The 14300-nt window shown below is 58.3% G+C and carries 15 protein-coding genes and 1 tRNA gene; 4 read left to right on the top strand and 12 right to left on the bottom strand.

The window, feature by feature from the left end; translation table 11 throughout:
* Positions 1–92 precede the first annotated feature (92 nt).
* The 9 genes from ispG to ACZO0A_RS06315 all read right to left on the bottom strand — a co-directional run bounded on the left by ispG (position 93) and on the right by ACZO0A_RS06315 (position 8023).
* A complete protein-coding gene (gene ispG, locus ACZO0A_RS06275; RefSeq protein WP_302375370.1) occupies positions 93–1148 on the bottom strand; it encodes a flavodoxin-dependent (E)-4-hydroxy-3-methylbut-2-enyl-diphosphate synthase in 1056 nt (351 codons plus the stop codon).
* 10 nt (positions 1149–1158) lie between these two features.
* A complete protein-coding gene (locus ACZO0A_RS06280) occupies positions 1159–2250 on the bottom strand; it encodes a M50 family metallopeptidase (RefSeq protein WP_302375368.1) in 1092 nt (363 codons plus the stop codon).
* 134 nt (positions 2251–2384) lie between these two features.
* The gene (dxr, locus tag ACZO0A_RS06285) at positions 2385–3536 is read right to left on the bottom strand and encodes a 1-deoxy-D-xylulose-5-phosphate reductoisomerase (protein ID WP_302375366.1); all 1152 of its coding nucleotides are present in this window, start codon (positions 3534–3536) and stop codon (positions 2385–2387) included.
* Positions 3537–3547: 11 nt separating this feature from the next.
* Complete coding sequence (locus tag ACZO0A_RS06290; protein WP_294780222.1) at positions 3548–4408, bottom strand: phosphatidate cytidylyltransferase; 861 nt, start codon at positions 4406–4408, stop codon at positions 3548–3550.
* Positions 4409–4507: 99 nt separating this feature from the next.
* Positions 4508–5062 (bottom strand): ribosome recycling factor, encoded by a 555-nt coding sequence (frr, locus tag ACZO0A_RS06295; RefSeq protein WP_215692217.1) that lies wholly within the window; start codon positions 5060–5062, stop codon positions 4508–4510.
* Between the two features lie 63 nt (positions 5063–5125).
* Positions 5126–5833: a UMP kinase gene (gene pyrH / locus ACZO0A_RS06300; RefSeq protein WP_215692216.1), complete on the bottom strand. Its 708-nt coding sequence runs from the start codon at positions 5831–5833 to the stop codon at positions 5126–5128.
* 207 nt (positions 5834–6040) lie between these two features.
* Positions 6041–6835, bottom strand: coding sequence for a sensor histidine kinase (locus ACZO0A_RS06305; protein WP_302375363.1), 795 nt, complete (start codon positions 6833–6835; stop codon positions 6041–6043).
* 94 nt (positions 6836–6929) lie between these two features.
* Entirely contained in the window at positions 6930–7751 is an 822-nt protein-coding gene (locus tag ACZO0A_RS06310; RefSeq protein WP_302492523.1) for a response regulator, read from the bottom strand.
* On the bottom strand, positions 7751–8023 hold the full coding sequence (locus ACZO0A_RS06315; protein ID WP_302375361.1) for a hypothetical protein: 273 nt from the start codon (positions 8021–8023) through the stop codon (positions 7751–7753). The genes ACZO0A_RS06310 and ACZO0A_RS06315 overlap by 1 nt, the downstream gene beginning before the upstream one ends.
* A gap of 296 nt (positions 8024–8319) precedes the next feature.
* Between ACZO0A_RS06315 and ACZO0A_RS06320 the strand changes: the two genes are divergently transcribed.
* From ACZO0A_RS06320 to ACZO0A_RS06330, 3 genes are all read left to right on the top strand, one after another.
* A tRNA-Ala gene (locus ACZO0A_RS06320) sits at positions 8320–8395 on the top strand.
* Positions 8396–8595: 200 nt separating this feature from the next.
* Positions 8596–9027 (top strand): MarR family winged helix-turn-helix transcriptional regulator, encoded by a 432-nt coding sequence (locus tag ACZO0A_RS06325; protein ID WP_215692212.1) that lies wholly within the window; start codon positions 8596–8598, stop codon positions 9025–9027.
* A 4-nt stretch (positions 9028–9031) separates the two neighbouring features.
* On the top strand, positions 9032–9805 hold the full coding sequence (locus tag ACZO0A_RS06330; protein WP_302375359.1) for a sulfite exporter TauE/SafE family protein: 774 nt from the start codon (positions 9032–9034) through the stop codon (positions 9803–9805).
* Positions 9806–9876: 71 nt separating this feature from the next.
* Here ACZO0A_RS06330 and ACZO0A_RS06335 read toward each other — a convergent pair whose 3' ends face one another.
* The 3 genes from ACZO0A_RS06335 to ACZO0A_RS06345 form a co-directional block, all read right to left on the bottom strand.
* Positions 9877–10776, bottom strand: coding sequence for an ATP-binding protein (locus tag ACZO0A_RS06335; protein ID WP_417337417.1), 900 nt, complete (start codon positions 10774–10776; stop codon positions 9877–9879).
* A 67-nt stretch (positions 10777–10843) separates the two neighbouring features.
* Positions 10844–11953 carry a UDP-galactopyranose mutase gene (gene glf / locus ACZO0A_RS06340; protein WP_308132727.1) on the bottom strand — a complete coding sequence of 370 codons (1110 nt, stop codon included), beginning with the start codon at positions 11951–11953 and terminating at the stop codon, positions 10844–10846.
* Between the two features lie 13 nt (positions 11954–11966).
* Positions 11967–13205: a nucleotide sugar dehydrogenase gene (locus tag ACZO0A_RS06345; protein WP_368043155.1), complete on the bottom strand. Its 1239-nt coding sequence runs from the start codon at positions 13203–13205 to the stop codon at positions 11967–11969.
* 224 nt (positions 13206–13429) lie between these two features.
* Here ACZO0A_RS06345 and ACZO0A_RS06350 point away from each other — a divergent pair, with 224 nt between their 5' ends.
* Positions 13430–13984, top strand: coding sequence for a type II secretion system protein (locus tag ACZO0A_RS06350; protein ID WP_302375349.1), 555 nt, complete (start codon positions 13430–13432; stop codon positions 13982–13984).
* Positions 13985–14300 lie beyond the last annotated feature (316 nt).

Genomic DNA, 14300 nt, shown 5'->3' on the forward strand with positions numbered 1-14300 from the left:
TATATTACCCGTAAATGGGTTGCTGCGGGTACGCCGCCCCTCATCCGGCCTTCGGCCACCTTCCCCCAAGGGGGAAGGCTTTTGGGGAGTGTTCACATCTTATGGATCTCGTCCAGCAGCTGGCCGACAATATCGCCCTTCAGCATACGGATCTTCTCACCGCGGATGAAGAGCAGGGCCTCGTCCTTGCCGCCGGCAATGCCGATATCAGCGTCGGATGCCTCGCCGGGGCCGTTGACAACACAGCCCATGATGGCGATTTTCAGCGGCTTTTTAAAGCCCTCGTCCCGCAGGCGCTGCTCGACCTCGTTGGCAATCTCGATCATCGGGTACTGGGTACGGCCGCAGGTGGGGCAGCTGATGATCTCGGGCCCTGCCACGGCATAACCCACCGCGCGCAGGATATCATATCCGGCGTAGACCTCGTTCTCGGGTTCGTCGGTCAGACTGACGCGCAGCGTGTCGCCGATGCCCTCCATCAGCAGGCCGCCGATGCCCATGCCGGACTTGATCAGGCCCATGCGGTTGCCGCCTGCCTCGGTCACACCGACGTGCAGGGGGTAATCCGTCTGGCCTGCCAACAGGCGGTAAGCCGCCATCATGCGGGGCACGTTGCTGGATTTAATCGATATAACGATGTTATCAAAGTCATATTTCTGCAAAAGGCGCACATGGTACATGGCGCTTTCCACCATAGCCTCCGGCACAGGCGCACCGTATTTCGCCAGGATGTGCTTTTCCAGGCTGCCGCCGTTGACGCCGATGCGGATGGGCACGTTCTTGGCGTTGCAGGCGTCGGCCACAGCCTTGACGCGGTCGTCGCCGCCGATGTTGCCGGGGTTGATGCGGATTTTGTCTGCACCCGCGTCCAGGGCGGCCAGCGCAGCGCGGTAGTCAAAGTGGATATCCGCCACGACCGGGATATCCACCTTCTCTTTGATGGCGGCCACGACGGCGGCGTCCGCCGGGGTGGGCACCGTCACGCGGACGATCTGGCAGCCGGCCTTCGCCACGCGCTGGGCCTGGGCCACATTGCCCGCTATGTCCTTGACCGGCACATTCAGCATAGTCTGCACGGCAATCGGGTTCGTGCCGCCGATTTTGATATTGCCAATCTTGACTTCCTTTTTCAGTTGACGCTGCATCATTGTTTCTCCTTTATAAGAATCGTGTAAGGTCCTGCAATGTGACCAGAACCATCAGCCACACCAGGGCCACCATGCCCGCTGTGTTGACAAAGCCCTGCACGCTGTCCGGCACAGGATGGCCGGTCAGCCCCTCCCACGCGAGGAAGAGCAGCTTGCAGCCGTCCAGCGCCGGGATGGGCAGCAGGTTGAAAATGCCGACATTGATGGTCAGCAGCGCCATCAGGGACAGCACATCCCGCCAGCCATAGCGCACAGCCTGGCTGACCGCCGACACTGTACCGATGGGGCCGGACAGTTCCTCCATGCCTGCCTGGCCGGTGAACAGCTGCCAGAAGCCGCCCAGGATGGCCCCGCTGTAATAGCGGAACATCTCCCCGGTGACGACGGCGACGCTGTGTACGCTGAGTTTCTGCGCTGCCACGCGGAAATCCGTGGCATAGCTGACGCTGCCGTCCTCGTTCAGCGTGGGGCCGACTGTGACGGCGGGCAGGGTCACGACCTCGCCGCCGCGCAGGACTTTCATCGTGTGGGTCTTTTCGGTGCCGTCAAAGACATCGGCCAGTGTGTAGATGGTCCAGCAGGGCTTGCCGTCCACCTGTAAAATCGTATCACCGGTCTGTAAAGTCGCGGCACTCTTGGCACCGTCGCTGAAATCGGCAATCGTCGTGCTGCCGAGCCTGCCCTGCGAGAGGACGAGCACGAGCAGCACCACAACGCCGAGGACAAAGTTCATCAATGCGCCGCAGAGCGTGACAAAAAAGCGCTGTCCGGCGGTGGCATCCTCAAACTTCTGGCCGCTGACTGCCAGCGGAAAAAGCGCCGTTTTGCGGGGCGGTTTCGGGGGGTTCTCCCCTTCCTCGGCCTCATCGTCATCTTCCGGCGGCGGGGTGCTGAACAGGTTATAGCCGCCCAGCGGCAGCAGACGGATGGAATAGGTCGTTCCGTTTTTCTTTTTGGACCACAGGCGCGGGCCAAAGCCGATGGAAAATTCCTCGACATGGATGCCGCACTGGCGCGCGGCCATAAAGTGGCCGAGTTCGTGCACCAGAACAACGCCGCCGAACACGAGCAGCGATGCCAGCCCGGTCAGCAATGCAGTCATAGGCACCTCACAAGTAAAGTATTGGACATAGAGTCGTAGGGGCCGGGCATGCCCGGCCCGCGCGTGTATGGCAGGCAGGAGTCTGCCGGAAAGCTGAGGGCCGCACATGTGCGGCCCCTACCGGGCAGTTCCAATCAGATATGTGCCTCCACATAGGCTCTCGCCATGCGGTCGCACTCGTGGACGTCGGCGAGGGTGTAGTCACCGCCGAAGGTGTCGCTGTCTACGATGCCCTCGACCAGACGGCCGATATCAAGGAAGCCGATCTCATCCCGCAGGAAATGCGCAACGGCGGCTTCGTTTGCGCCGTTGGCAGCGCAGGGGGCCAAGCCGCCCTTGCGGATGGCCTTCTTGCAGGCTTTCAGGCAGCGGAACGTCTCGTCGTCCGCCGTGCCGATGCTCAGATGTGTCAACGCGGCAAAGTCCAGTTCGGGCACCGGGCTGGGCAGGCGCTCGGGCCAGGTCAGCGCGTACTGGATGGGAATGCGCATATCCGGCACGCCCAGCTGTGCAATGACCGAGTGGTCGGCAAACTGCACGGCCGAATGGATGATGCTCTCCCGCTGGACGACAATTTGAATTTTATCTTCGGGCAGGCCGAACAGCCAGGCGGCCTCAATCAGTTCCAGGCCCTTGTTCATCAGGGTGGCAGAGTCGATGGTAATTTTTGCCCCCATGTTCCAGTTCGGGTGCTTGAGGGCATCGGCCTTGGTTTTGCCGCGCAGTTCTTCGGTCGTCATGCCATAGAAGGGGCCGCCGGAGGCCGTCAGCAGAATTTTTTCCAGTGTTTTGGCGCTGTGCTGATCCTGTAAGCACTGGAAAATCGCGCTGTGCTCGCTGTCCACGGGCAGCAGGTGTACGCCGTTTTTCCTGACAGCGTCGGTGACGAGGTGGCCGCCTGTGACAAGGCTCTCCTTGTTCGCCAGCGCCAGGTCGTGGCCACTCTCGATGGCGGCCAGCGAGGCATCCAGGCCCGCAATGCCGACGACGGCATTCAGCACGGTGCCCGCGCCGTCCATCGTTGCCAGCTTCCGCAGGCCGTCCGCACCTTTCAGCAGCTTCGGTGCGTTTGCCTGCCCTGCCAGCGCGGCGGACAGCTTTTCAAAGGCTGCCGGGTCGGTGACGGCAACGTACTTCGGGTGGAACTCGGCAATCTGGGCCAGCAGCTTGTCAACGCTGGAATTGGCCGACAGGCCGAACACCTCATAGCCGTGCATACGGCAGACGTCCAGACTCTGGGTGCCGATGGATCCGGTGGAACCCAGCAGGGTGATAACTTTACTCATTTTGTATTCCCTCACAACAGATAGAAGAAATAGCGTACCGCGATGCAGACGAACGGCGCAATGAACATGACGCTGTCAAAGCGGTCCAGAATGCCGCCGTGCCCCGGGAAAATCGTACCGTAGTCCTTGATGCCGACCTGGCGCTTGACCGACGAGGCGAACAAATCGCCCAGGATGCCCAGCACCGACGCCACCGCGCCCATGCCCAGCAGCACCAGATAGTGGCGCGGCTGTACCTGGATGCTGAGGACGTTGTGCCTGGCGGACAGCAGCGAGTAGACCAGCGTCAGCACACAGCCGGCGGCCATGCTGCCCAGCACGCCGCCCACCGCGCCCTCTACGGTCTTGTGGGGGCTGACGATGGGGGCCAGCTTGTGCTTGCCGAAAGCGCGGCCCGCGAAATACGCGGCCGTATCCCCGCCCCAGGCGAAGCACAGGATCAACAGGATAAAGTAGATGGCGTCATAGCGGTACTGGTCAAAAGGCAGCATCCGCTTTAAGTGGATGAGCGAGTAAAAACAGAACGTAATAACGCCCGAAAAGTAGACAAATCCCGTCAGCTTGCCGAAATCCAGCGTTTTGACATGGGCGATCTGGCAGACGTTGTAAAACAGCACCGTCAAAAATGCGGCGGGCAGCAGCAGACTGCGCACCATCTGCGAGGTGCTGAGCATGACCAGCAGGGTCAGCGGCACAGCGGCAACGTAGAGATACCACTGCTTTTTGCCAAAGCCCATGGCGGAAAAAACCTCATGAATGGCAATCAAGCAGATGGCACTGAGTACCAGATCGAACAAAAACGTGTCAAAAAAGCCCAGAACGACAGCCAGGACACCCAGGCCGACAACGGCGGTGATGATGCGGGTCTTCATAAACGGTGGTTCCCTTTCGCGGAATAGATTTTATTGCAATAACAGCCTATGCGGGCATATCCGCAGATATCCCCGCACAGGCTATCGCTCATGAAGGCATCAGACCTCCATGATCTCCTTGTTCTTGTCGGTGCAAGTATCGTCGATGAGCTTGACGTACTTGTCGGTCAGCTTCTGGGTCTCGTCTTCCAGCTTCTTCTGGTCGTCCTCGGTGATCTCGCCGGCCTTCTTCATAGCCTTGAACTTATCCATGGCGTCACGGCGGATGTTGCGCACGGCGGTCTTGGCTTCCTCGCCCTGCTTCTTGACGTCCTTGGTCAGCTGCTTGCGGCGTTCCTCGGTCGGGGCCGGGAACACCAGGCGGATAACCTGGCCGTCATCGATGGGGTTGATGCCGATATCGCTGGTCTGGATGGCCTTGGAGATGGGCTTGAGCATCGAGCGGTCCCAGGGGGAGATGGTCAGGATGCGGGCCTCGGCCACAGCGACGGCGGCAATCTGCTGAATGGGCGTGGGGCTGCCGTAGTAGTCCACGGTGACTTTGTCCAGAATGGCGGGGTTGGCGCGGCCTGCGCGGATGGAGGCCAGCTCATGGACGAGGTGGTTGACGCTGGCGTTCATTTTTTCTTCAAAGGGTTTCGTCGTGCTGCTCATAGGTGATTCTCCTTATTTTTAAAGTAGTATAGGGGGAAAATATGAAATTTTCAATTTCGGGTCTTACTCTTTGACCAGGGTGCCGACCATCTCGCCCTCGCAGGCTTTGGCAATGTTCTCGGGCTTGCCAAGGTCGAACACGAGGATGGGCAGGCCGTTGTCACGGCAGAGGGTGGCAGCGGTGGAGTCCATGACAGCCAGGCGCTCATCCAACACACGGGTAAAGGTCAGCGTGTCGTAGCGCACGGCGTCGGCATATTTGTGAGGGTCTTTGTCGTAGACGCCGTCCACCATCGTGGCCTTGAACATGGCGTCGGCGCTGATTTCCAGTGCGCGCAGGGCGCTGGCGGTATCGGTGGAGAAGATTGGGTTGCCGGTGCCGCCGCCGAAAACGACGATCTTGCCGCTTTCCAGCGCGGCGATGGCCTTGTCGCTGGTGAAGCACTCGGCCACCTGGGGCATGAAGGAGCTGGTCATAACGACAGCGTCTGCACCCTGCTGGTGCAGGGCATCCTTGACGGCCAGTGCGTTCATAACGGTGGCCAGCATACCGATCTTGTCGGCGTCCATGCGGTCCATTTTGCCGCTGGAACGGCCGCGCCAGAAGTTGCCGCCGCCCACCACAATGGCGATTTGGGTGCCCAAGTCGTGCGCGGCCTTGATGCCCGCGCAGATGGAGGCGATGGTTTCCTCATCAAAGCCGGTTCCCTTGGGGCCGGAGAGTGCCTCGCCGCTGACTTTCAGAAGAATACGTTTATACTGAATTGCCATAAAAAACACCACCTGTAAGTATTTTGGCGGTCTACCCTGCCGTGCAGGCATAGTAAACCATTCTTTTTGTAGTACATTTTACAATAAATCCGGGATAAAGTAAAGCGGTGGAGGAAAAAAAGAGGCCGCCCAAGCTGGACGGTCTGAAACTTTGTTGTGTTGTAGGGGCCGGGCATACCCAGCCCGGGCGCATACGACAGGCATTTCCTACTGGGCGGCTATAATTTTCAGTTCTCTTCGCAGCACCAGCCGCCGGGTCTGCTGCTCGACTCGGCGCTCCATCGGGGATTCCAGCGTCAGGCCGTCCAGCGGCGGCGCAGTGGGCAGGGTGAAGCAGAGTTCCGTGCCAGGCCCCTCCCCCACGGCCAGACCCCAGCCCATGGCCCGGGCATAGGCGGCAATCAGCGGCAGGCCCAGCCCGCCCGCGTGGAGCAGACGGTCGCTCCACTGTCCGTCGGTCAACAGCGCTTTTGCGTCGGGCGGCAGACCGGGGCCGTTATCGCGGTAACAGAACTGCCCCGGCGCACAGACCAGCGTGATGGCGGCGGCCCGGTCAACAGCCAGTGTGTTGGAGACAAGGTTCGTCAGCAGACCGTTGAGCAGCGACGCATCCCCCAGCGTGGGAAGCACATCCAGCCCTGCGGCCTGCAATTCTATCGTGAAGGGCAGCGCGTATTGCGCGGCTTCCTCCCGCAAAATTTCGCAGATTTCCCGCAGCTGACCCAGCAGGTCGATGGGCCGCGGTTCACAGGTGCCATGCAGCAATGCCGCCGTTGCCGCGTCCGATGCCTGGTCGCCCAGGCGGCGCAGGCAGAGCAGCTGCGCCTGCAATTCTTCCAGCAGCGGCGTCAGCTCGGCGCGTTCCGCCGGGGTAGCCGTGTGATCCAGACGGTCCTGCAGGACCTCAAAGGCATTCTCCATGCAGTCGAACGAACGGCGGAACCGCCCGCGCAGCCCGCCCCGCAGCGCCAGCAGTGCCGCGTTTTCCTCCTGATGAACCATGGTGGACACCTTCTTTATTTCATTTCAGTTTCAGGGTGCGGTGCCGAGCCGCACGGCACCGGCCGCAGGGGCGGGTCCCCTATCCGCCCGCACCTTATAAGTACGGTTCCGTCTTATCCCGCAAGTCTTTCAGCAGCCCTTTGAACAGCTGCCCATTGGAGAGTACACCGTCCGCCGGGCGGCCGCTGCGCAGGCATAACGTCCGGTAAGGTTCTTCGCCCCGCTTTGCCATGGCTGCCGACATACGATTCAGCGCCGAAGTCACGGTGCCGATCTCGATGCCTTCCTCCGCAGCCACGTATTGCTGCAGGCTGCCGATCTGCTGCGGTTTGTCCGCGTACAGGGCGTACAGCAGCATCCGCTCGGCATAGCGGTAGCCGCTCAGCGTTTCGGGCGCGCCGTAGGCATCCAGCACATCGTCGCAGCACTGGCGCAGGTAGTACAGCTGGTGCTCATCCTCGTTCGTGCCCATGCGGTAGACCTCATCAAAGAGATTTTTCATGCCGTAAGGGCGCAGCATGATCTGGTACTGGGAGAACAGCCGCAGTGCCTTGCGGGCGGCGGTTTCCTCCGGCACAGGGACCAGCACCAGAACCGCTGGTTCCGGGTCAAGCTGCATCGTGCCGATTTCCTGCAAGACCTCGGTCACGCCGGGCTTGGTCAGCAGCGCGTCCAGCACCAATACGTTGGGGCGCAGCCCGCCGTGCAGCAGTTCCAACACCTCCTGCCCGGTGGCCGCAATGGCCGCCGCGCGGACTTCATCGCTGTGGGTCTTGGCAAACAGGCTCATCGTATCCCGGTCCAGCCGGGAGCTGAAGGCGAACAGCGCCACCACAGCAGAGGTTTTGGGCAGGTTCGGGGTCTTGCGCGTTTTTCCGCCGGCCGTCTGCGGCCGTTCATGCAACAGTACCGCCATCAGCCCACCGCCGATCCGCAGAGGTCGTACAGGACAGCGGGCACCTGCGCGGGTTCCACCGCATTTTCATACAGAAAACGTGTGAGCATCCCGACGCGTTCCTCCCCTGTATCACACACCATGCACTCCACCGCCGGGGCTGTGTCCCGCTGGGCACAGATGCAGTAGGCATCGGCTTCGCGCAGCAGCGTGTAGGTCACTGTCCCGGCATCTTGCAGGTCTGCCAGCGCGGACAGTTCCCGTCGGTAGCTTGCAATCAGTTTGGCTGGCATAAAGGCTCCCCCTCACATACTTTCGCAGCGTAAACTGCGATGGTTTTATTACCCTACTATAATTCAACCGATGTGCGGGATTCAATCCACACTGCGTATACGTTTTTATACGGCAAGTGCAAGATTTGTAGTATTATAGCATTTTATATAGAGATGTGCAAGATAGATACGAAAGTGGTGCTATGACAATATAAAATCGTATGTTACAGGATATGTCCGCCTTGGCACAACAAAATTTGTGTTTCACCCTTGACATTTCCCGCAAAAAGGGGTAAACTAATTTAGTCAAATGACGTGGGCCCGTAGCTCAGTTGGGAGAGCGTTCGGTTCGCATCCGAGAGGTCAAGGGTTCGAATCCCTCCGGGTCCACCATAAATCCTCACCGTGTTGTGGTGGGGATTTTTATTTTTACCATAAGATTGCACAAATTTTTAAAGGCCGCTTTGCACAAGATTTACAAAACCGGCAGTAGGCAAAATGCCTGCTGCCGGTTTTGTGTATTGACTTTTGGGAAATAAATAGTTATAATTAGAACCGTTCTAATTTGAAGCATTGCAAAGGAGGTCCTGCGCTTGGTCCCGATTTTATCCTACGCGCAGCACTACAAAAAGTACTATACTGTGCAGTTTGAGGGTGCGGCGGCCGCGTATGGGCTGAATCAGCTGGAAATCGACATTCTGCTGTTCCTGCACAATAACCCGGAGCTTTGCACGGCCAGTGACATCTGCCGCTACCGTGCGCTGGCAAAGTCCAATGTGTCTGCGGCGGTGGAGCGGCTGCGCAGCCGCGGGGTGCTGACCGTCTCCCCTGCACCGGGCAACCGCCGCCAGCGGCTGCTGGGCTTTACCGACGAAGGCTGCACGATGGCTGCGGCGCTGGCCGAGATCCAACGCCGCAGCATCGAGCCGCTGTTTGCCGGCTTCACGCTCGAGGAACAGCAGGCCTTGCAGGACTATCTGCGCCGCATGGATGCCAACATCCTGCGCTGCTTACAAAAGGAGTAATCGTATGACATACCTTATCAAGTTTATCGTCTGCTTTGCGGCAGGCATCGGTGCGGGACTGGGCACCGGCTTCGCGGGCATGAGTGCTGCGGCGGTCATCTCCCCCATGCTCATCACGTTTTTGGGCATGGACCCCTACATGGCCGTGGGCATCGCGCTGGCAAGCGACGTGCTGGCAAGCGCGATCTCGGCCTACACCTACGGCAAAAACGGAAACCTGGACATTAAAAACGGCGCCGTCATGATGGCAGCGGTACTCTGCTTCACGCTGGTGGGCAGCTATGTAGCCAGCCTGGTGCCCGGCACGACGATGGGCGGGTTCTCGACCTTCATGACCTTCTTGCTGGGCGTCAAGTTCATTGTGCGGCCGGTCATGACGACGAAAAACGCCATGAACGCTGTCAGTGCCCAAAAGCGGTTCGTGCAGTCGCTGCTCTGCGGCGCGGGCGTGGGCTTTATCTGCGGATTCGTCGGCGCGGGCGGCGGTATGATGATGCTGCTGCTCCTGACGTCGGTGCTGGGCTATGAACTAAAAACCGCCGTCGGTACGAGCGTTTTTATCATGGCATTCACAGCGTTCACCGGCTCGGTCAGCCACTTTGCCATCGGTGGCGTGCCCGATCTGTTCTGTCTTGTCTGCTGCGTTCTCAGCACGCTGCTGTGGGCTCGCATCGCCGCAAAGTTTGCCAACAAGGCCGAGCCTGCCACCCTGAACCGCGCCACCGGCGTGGTGCTGGTGATTCTGGGCGCAGTGATTATGGCGGTGAATTATCTGTAAGATTGCCTTTGTCCCATAAAGCACAAAAATCCATCTCATGCTTCTCGCTTGGGATGGATTTTTCTTTCCTGTTATTTTTGTAGCAACAGTACCCGCAGGGTGAACCACTCGTTCTCCCAATGCAGGGTCAAGGTGCCGCCATGGTTTTCGGCGGCGGCGCGCACGCTCTTTAAATCGTACCCACCATGGGCGCTGCGTTTGGGCAGACCGTCGGCGGCCAGCTCTACCGGGCTGGCGCAGTAGTTTTCAAACCGCAGCATCACAAAACCGTTCTGTGCATAAATTGCCACGCGGATGAGCCGTTTTTCCGGGTCAGGCTCGGCGGAAACGCTCTCGGTGGCGTTATCCAGCGCCGTTCCGACGATCGTGCATATTTCCCCTGTCGAGAGGGAATCCAACAGCTTGCCGTCGGCTACGCAGGTCATATTGATGCCGTGTTGCTGGCAGTACAGGCTTTTCGCGGTCAGCAGCGTGTCCAAAACCGGGTTGCCGGTCTTGTTCTCGGCCTCATACTTGCGGATGCCGCTCTCCATCTCGGCCAGGGCCGCGTCCTGTTTGGCCTGATCGCGCTCGGCACGGATGGCCGCAATCTGCATTTTCAGTTCGTGGTATCGCCGGTTGATAAGGCGGATGTTTTCTTTGCTCTGTTTGTACTGCTCGTACTGGCGGCGCAGGACATTGTCCATGGCGGTCAGCTCGCTGTGCAGGGCATTCTCCCGCAGCTGCTCATGCTGGACGCTCAAAATCAGCACGCCTGCAAAGTCCACCAGCGTGCGGATGTAGAAAACGCTCATCGTCGCCTCGCCATTGGAGACAAAACTCAGATTGCTGACTGCAAAGACCGTGACCGCCATGACCACCGCCAGCAGCATGGCTGCCGTGGTGATGGTCAGCCGGGCCGCCGTAGCTCGGCGCTGTTCAAACAGATACAAAAATCCATATAGTGCCGCATAGACCACCGCCAGCAGCACCAGCGAGAGCGGCTTGCCAGCTGGTCGCGGACAGCGGCCTCATCCTCTACGATGGCGACGCGGATCATTACAGTTCGGTCTCGCAGCGATCCAGCACAGCGGCGATGACCTGATCCATGTCGTAGTATTTGTACTCACCCAAACGGCCGCCGAAGATGACCTTCGGCTCAGCGTCGGCCAGCTTCTTGTACTCGGCATAGAGTGCGCCGTTCTTGGCGTCGTTGACCGGATAGTACGGCTCGTCGCCGGGCTTCCACTCACTGCTGTACTCGCGGCTGATGATGGTCTTGGGCAGGTCGTTTCCGTTCTCGTCCTTGCCGAACTCGAACCACTTGTGCTCGATGATGCGGGTCCACGGTGTCTCGCGGTCAGTGTAGTTGACGGCGGCATTGCCCTGGAAGCTGGGCTTGTCCAGCAGCTCGTTCTCGAAGCGGACCGAGCGGTACTCCAACGTGCCGAGCTCGTAGCCAAAGTAGGCGTCGATAGGGCCGGTGTAGACGATTTTGTCCGCCAGTGCATCCAGTTCCGCCTTGTTCTCGAGGTAATCGGTGTTCAGGCGAACGTCGATGCCATCGAGCAGGTTGGCAATCATCTTGGTGTAGCCGCCGATGGGAATGCCCTGGTACAGGGCATTGAAATAGTTGTTGTCGAAAGTCAGGCGCACCGGCAGGCGCTTGATGATGAAGGCCGGCAGATCCTTACAGTCGCGGCCCCATTGCTTCTCGGTGTAGCCCTTGATGAGCTTTTCGTAGATATCGCGGCCCACCAGGGAGATCGCCTGCTCCTCGAGGTTCTGCGGCTCGTGGGTGATCTCCTTGCGCTGCTCCTCGATTTTTGCAGCGGCCTCCTCCGGGGTCACAACGCCCCACATCTTATTGAAGGTGTACATATTGAAGGGCAGCGAGTACAGCTCACCCTTGTAGTTGGCCACCGGCGAGTTCGTGAAGCGGTTGAACTCAGCGAATTTTGTGATGTAGTTCCATACTTTTTTGTTGTTGGTATGGAAAATATGGGCACCGTACTTGTGGACGTTGATGCCCTCGATGTTTTCGGTGTAGATGTTGCCCGCAATGTTCGGGCGCTTGTCCACGACGAGAACGCTCTTGCCATGGGCTTTGGCTTCGTGGGCAAAAATGGCACCGTACAGGCCGGAGCCGACTACGAGATAATCATACATAACTTTTTCTCCCTTAATCGCGGCGGAAAAGGTCGCGGGTGTAAACTTTTTCTTTTACATCGTCCAGGCAGGCGTCATAGCGGTTGGCAATGATAGCCTGGGACTGCGCCTTGAAGGCATCCAGGTCGTTGACGACCCGCGAGCCGAAGAAGGTCTCACCGTCTTTCAGCGTCGGCTCATAGATGATGACCGTCGCGCCCTTGGCCTTGATGCGCTTCATGACGCCCTGGATGGAACTCTGGCGGAAGTTGTCGGAGTGCGACTTCATCGTCAAGCGGTACACGCCGATTGTGACAGGCTTTTCCTGCGCTTCGTCGTACTCGTTGTCCTCGCCGTAGCCGTAGTAACCCGCCAGCCGCAGCACGCGGTCGGCAATGAAGTCCTTGCGGGTGCGGTTGGATTCCACGATGGCCTCAATCAGGTTTTCCGGCACATCGGCGTAGTTCGCCAACAGTTGCTTGGTGTCCTTGGGCAGGCAGTAGCCACCGTAGCCGAAGCTGGGATTGTTGTAGTGGCTGCCGATACGCGGATCCAGGCAGACGCCGTCGATGATCTGCCGGGTGTCCAGGCCCTTGCTCTCGGCGTAGGTGTCCAGCTCGTTGAAGTAGGCCACGCGCAGCGCCAGATAGGTGTTGGCAAACAGCTTGACGGCCTCGGCCTCGGTAAAGCCCATGAACAGCGTGTCGATGTTTTCCTTGATGGCACCCTCCTGTAAAAGGCCCGCAAAGGTGTGGGCCGCCTCCACAAGGCGCTCGTCGTTCAGGTCGGTGCCCACGATGATGCGCGAGGGGTACAGGTTGTCGTACAGTGCCTTGGACTCCCGCAGAAATTCCGGGCTGAACAGGATGTTGTCCGTGCCGAATTTTTCCCGCACGCTGGCCGTGTATCCCACCGGGATGGTGGACTTGATGACCATGATGGCGTCTGGGTTGTACTGCATGACCAGCTTGATGACGGCCTCCACCGCGGAAGTGTCAAAGTGCTGGGTCTTGCTGTCGTAGTTGGTGGGGGCCGCAATGACGACGAAATCCGCACCGGTGTAGGCTTTTTCGGCGTCCAGCGTAGCGGTCAGGTTCAGTGGTTTCTCGGCGAGATATTTTTCAATGTATTCATCCTGGATCGGCGACTTGCGGCGGTTGATGAGATCCACCTTTTCCGGGATGATATCCACGGCCCAGACCTCGTGGTGCTGCGAAAGAAGGGTCGCAATGGACAGGCCCACATAGCCGGTGCCCGCGACCGCGATTTTCAAGTTTTTGTTCATGGTATCGTTCCTCACGCTTTGCGCGTATTTATGGCATATCTTTTAAAAGTATACCATACTTTGCGCGGAAAGTCCATCTTCAGCAAACAAAAGTCTTTTCTACCAATTTTTGCGGCGATATTTTGTTACTTTTACGCATTGACGTCGAATGCGGTTGGTTTTTATACTTATTTTGTATGGATGTATACTTTACTAGGAAAGCTGTGATTTCTATGCGTACCTCCCCTGCCCGCCGCCGCGGTTTCACGCTGGTGGAACTGATTGTCGTGCTGACGATCCTTGCCGTTCTGGCCGCCCTGCTGATTCCGGCGCTGACCGGGTACATCGACAAAGCCAACGAGGCCAAGGTTTTGGCCGAAGCCCGCACCGTTCTGACGGCAGCGCAGGCCACTGTGTCTGAGGCGTATGCCAAGGAGCAGCTTGTGTCCAGCGACGGCGTTATTTATGATAAACCGGCTGATAAGGCTGCTAATGATATGGCAAAGCAAATATGGGAGCTTTCCGAGCTTGACCCCAACAACAAGAAAATCACCTGGCGTTTTACAGTGGCAGGTCTCAAAAACCCTATTCTGACGCCAGGCGTGATCGATACGTTTGAATACTGCAACGGTGCCTACCGCATCACCTACCATGCCATTGGTACGGAGGAATACCCCTCCGGCTGGGACAGCGCGGAGAAGGCGACGGCACTGAAGCGGCCCAGCCTTGATGATGGCGGCAAACCTCTCTTGGAGTCCAGTGATTATGATCCGGAGCATTGGCATTAGCGCAATGCAGATTTCTTGCATCACACCATATCGAAATAAACCCAATGCATTGATGATAAAAAAGCCTTATTGCTTAAACGATATATATAATCAATATTGTTTAAAACGCAATCATTGGAAAAGCCGTCGCAAATATCATAACAAATATTCGACCATGCATCGTCCTTTTCTTCTTATTCCACAAATTTTATTTTGACAAGCTTTCTCCCTTCTGGTATAATCTTGCCTTAGATTGTCGCCTCCAAATTATGAGGGAGGTGAACGCTTGAGTTCTCAGGAAATAATTTTGCTGCTTACTTTTATTGGCAGCTGCATA

This window comes from Gemmiger sp. (assembly GCF_057431175.1).

Bases quoted from the DNA above. Each gene is read 5' to 3' on its own strand.
- glf (WP_308132727.1), bottom strand. From the start codon at position 11,953: ATGTATGATTATCTCGTAGTCGGCTCCGGCCTGTACGGTGCCATTTTT.
- ACZO0A_RS06315 (WP_302375361.1), bottom strand. From the start codon at position 8,023: ATGCCAGCCAAACTGATTGCAAGCTACCGACGGGAACTGTCCGCGCTG.
- dxr (WP_302375366.1), bottom strand. From the start codon at position 3,536: ATGAGTAAAGTTATCACCCTGCTGGGTTCCACCGGATCCATCGGCACC.
- ispG (WP_302375370.1), bottom strand. From the start codon at position 1,148: ATGATGCAGCGTCAACTGAAAAAGGAAGTCAAGATTGGCAATATCAAA.
- ACZO0A_RS06280 (WP_302375368.1), bottom strand. From the start codon at position 2,250: ATGACTGCATTGCTGACCGGGCTGGCATCGCTGCTCGTGTTCGGCGGC.
- frr (WP_215692217.1), bottom strand. From the start codon at position 5,062: ATGAGCAGCACGACGAAACCCTTTGAAGAAAAAATGAACGCCAGCGTC.
- ACZO0A_RS06290 (WP_294780222.1), bottom strand. From the start codon at position 4,408: ATGAAGACCCGCATCATCACCGCCGTTGTCGGCCTGGGTGTCCTGGCT.
- ACZO0A_RS06330 (WP_302375359.1), top strand. From the start codon at position 9,032: ATGACATACCTTATCAAGTTTATCGTCTGCTTTGCGGCAGGCATCGGT.
- ACZO0A_RS06305 (WP_302375363.1), bottom strand. From the start codon at position 6,835: ATGGTTCATCAGGAGGAAAACGCGGCACTGCTGGCGCTGCGGGGCGGG.
- ACZO0A_RS06350 (WP_302375349.1), top strand. From the start codon at position 13,430: ATGCGTACCTCCCCTGCCCGCCGCCGCGGTTTCACGCTGGTGGAACTG.
- ACZO0A_RS06310 (WP_302492523.1), bottom strand. From the start codon at position 7,751: ATGGCGGTACTGTTGCATGAACGGCCGCAGACGGCCGGCGGAAAAACG.
- pyrH (WP_215692216.1), bottom strand. From the start codon at position 5,833: ATGGCAATTCAGTATAAACGTATTCTTCTGAAAGTCAGCGGCGAGGCA.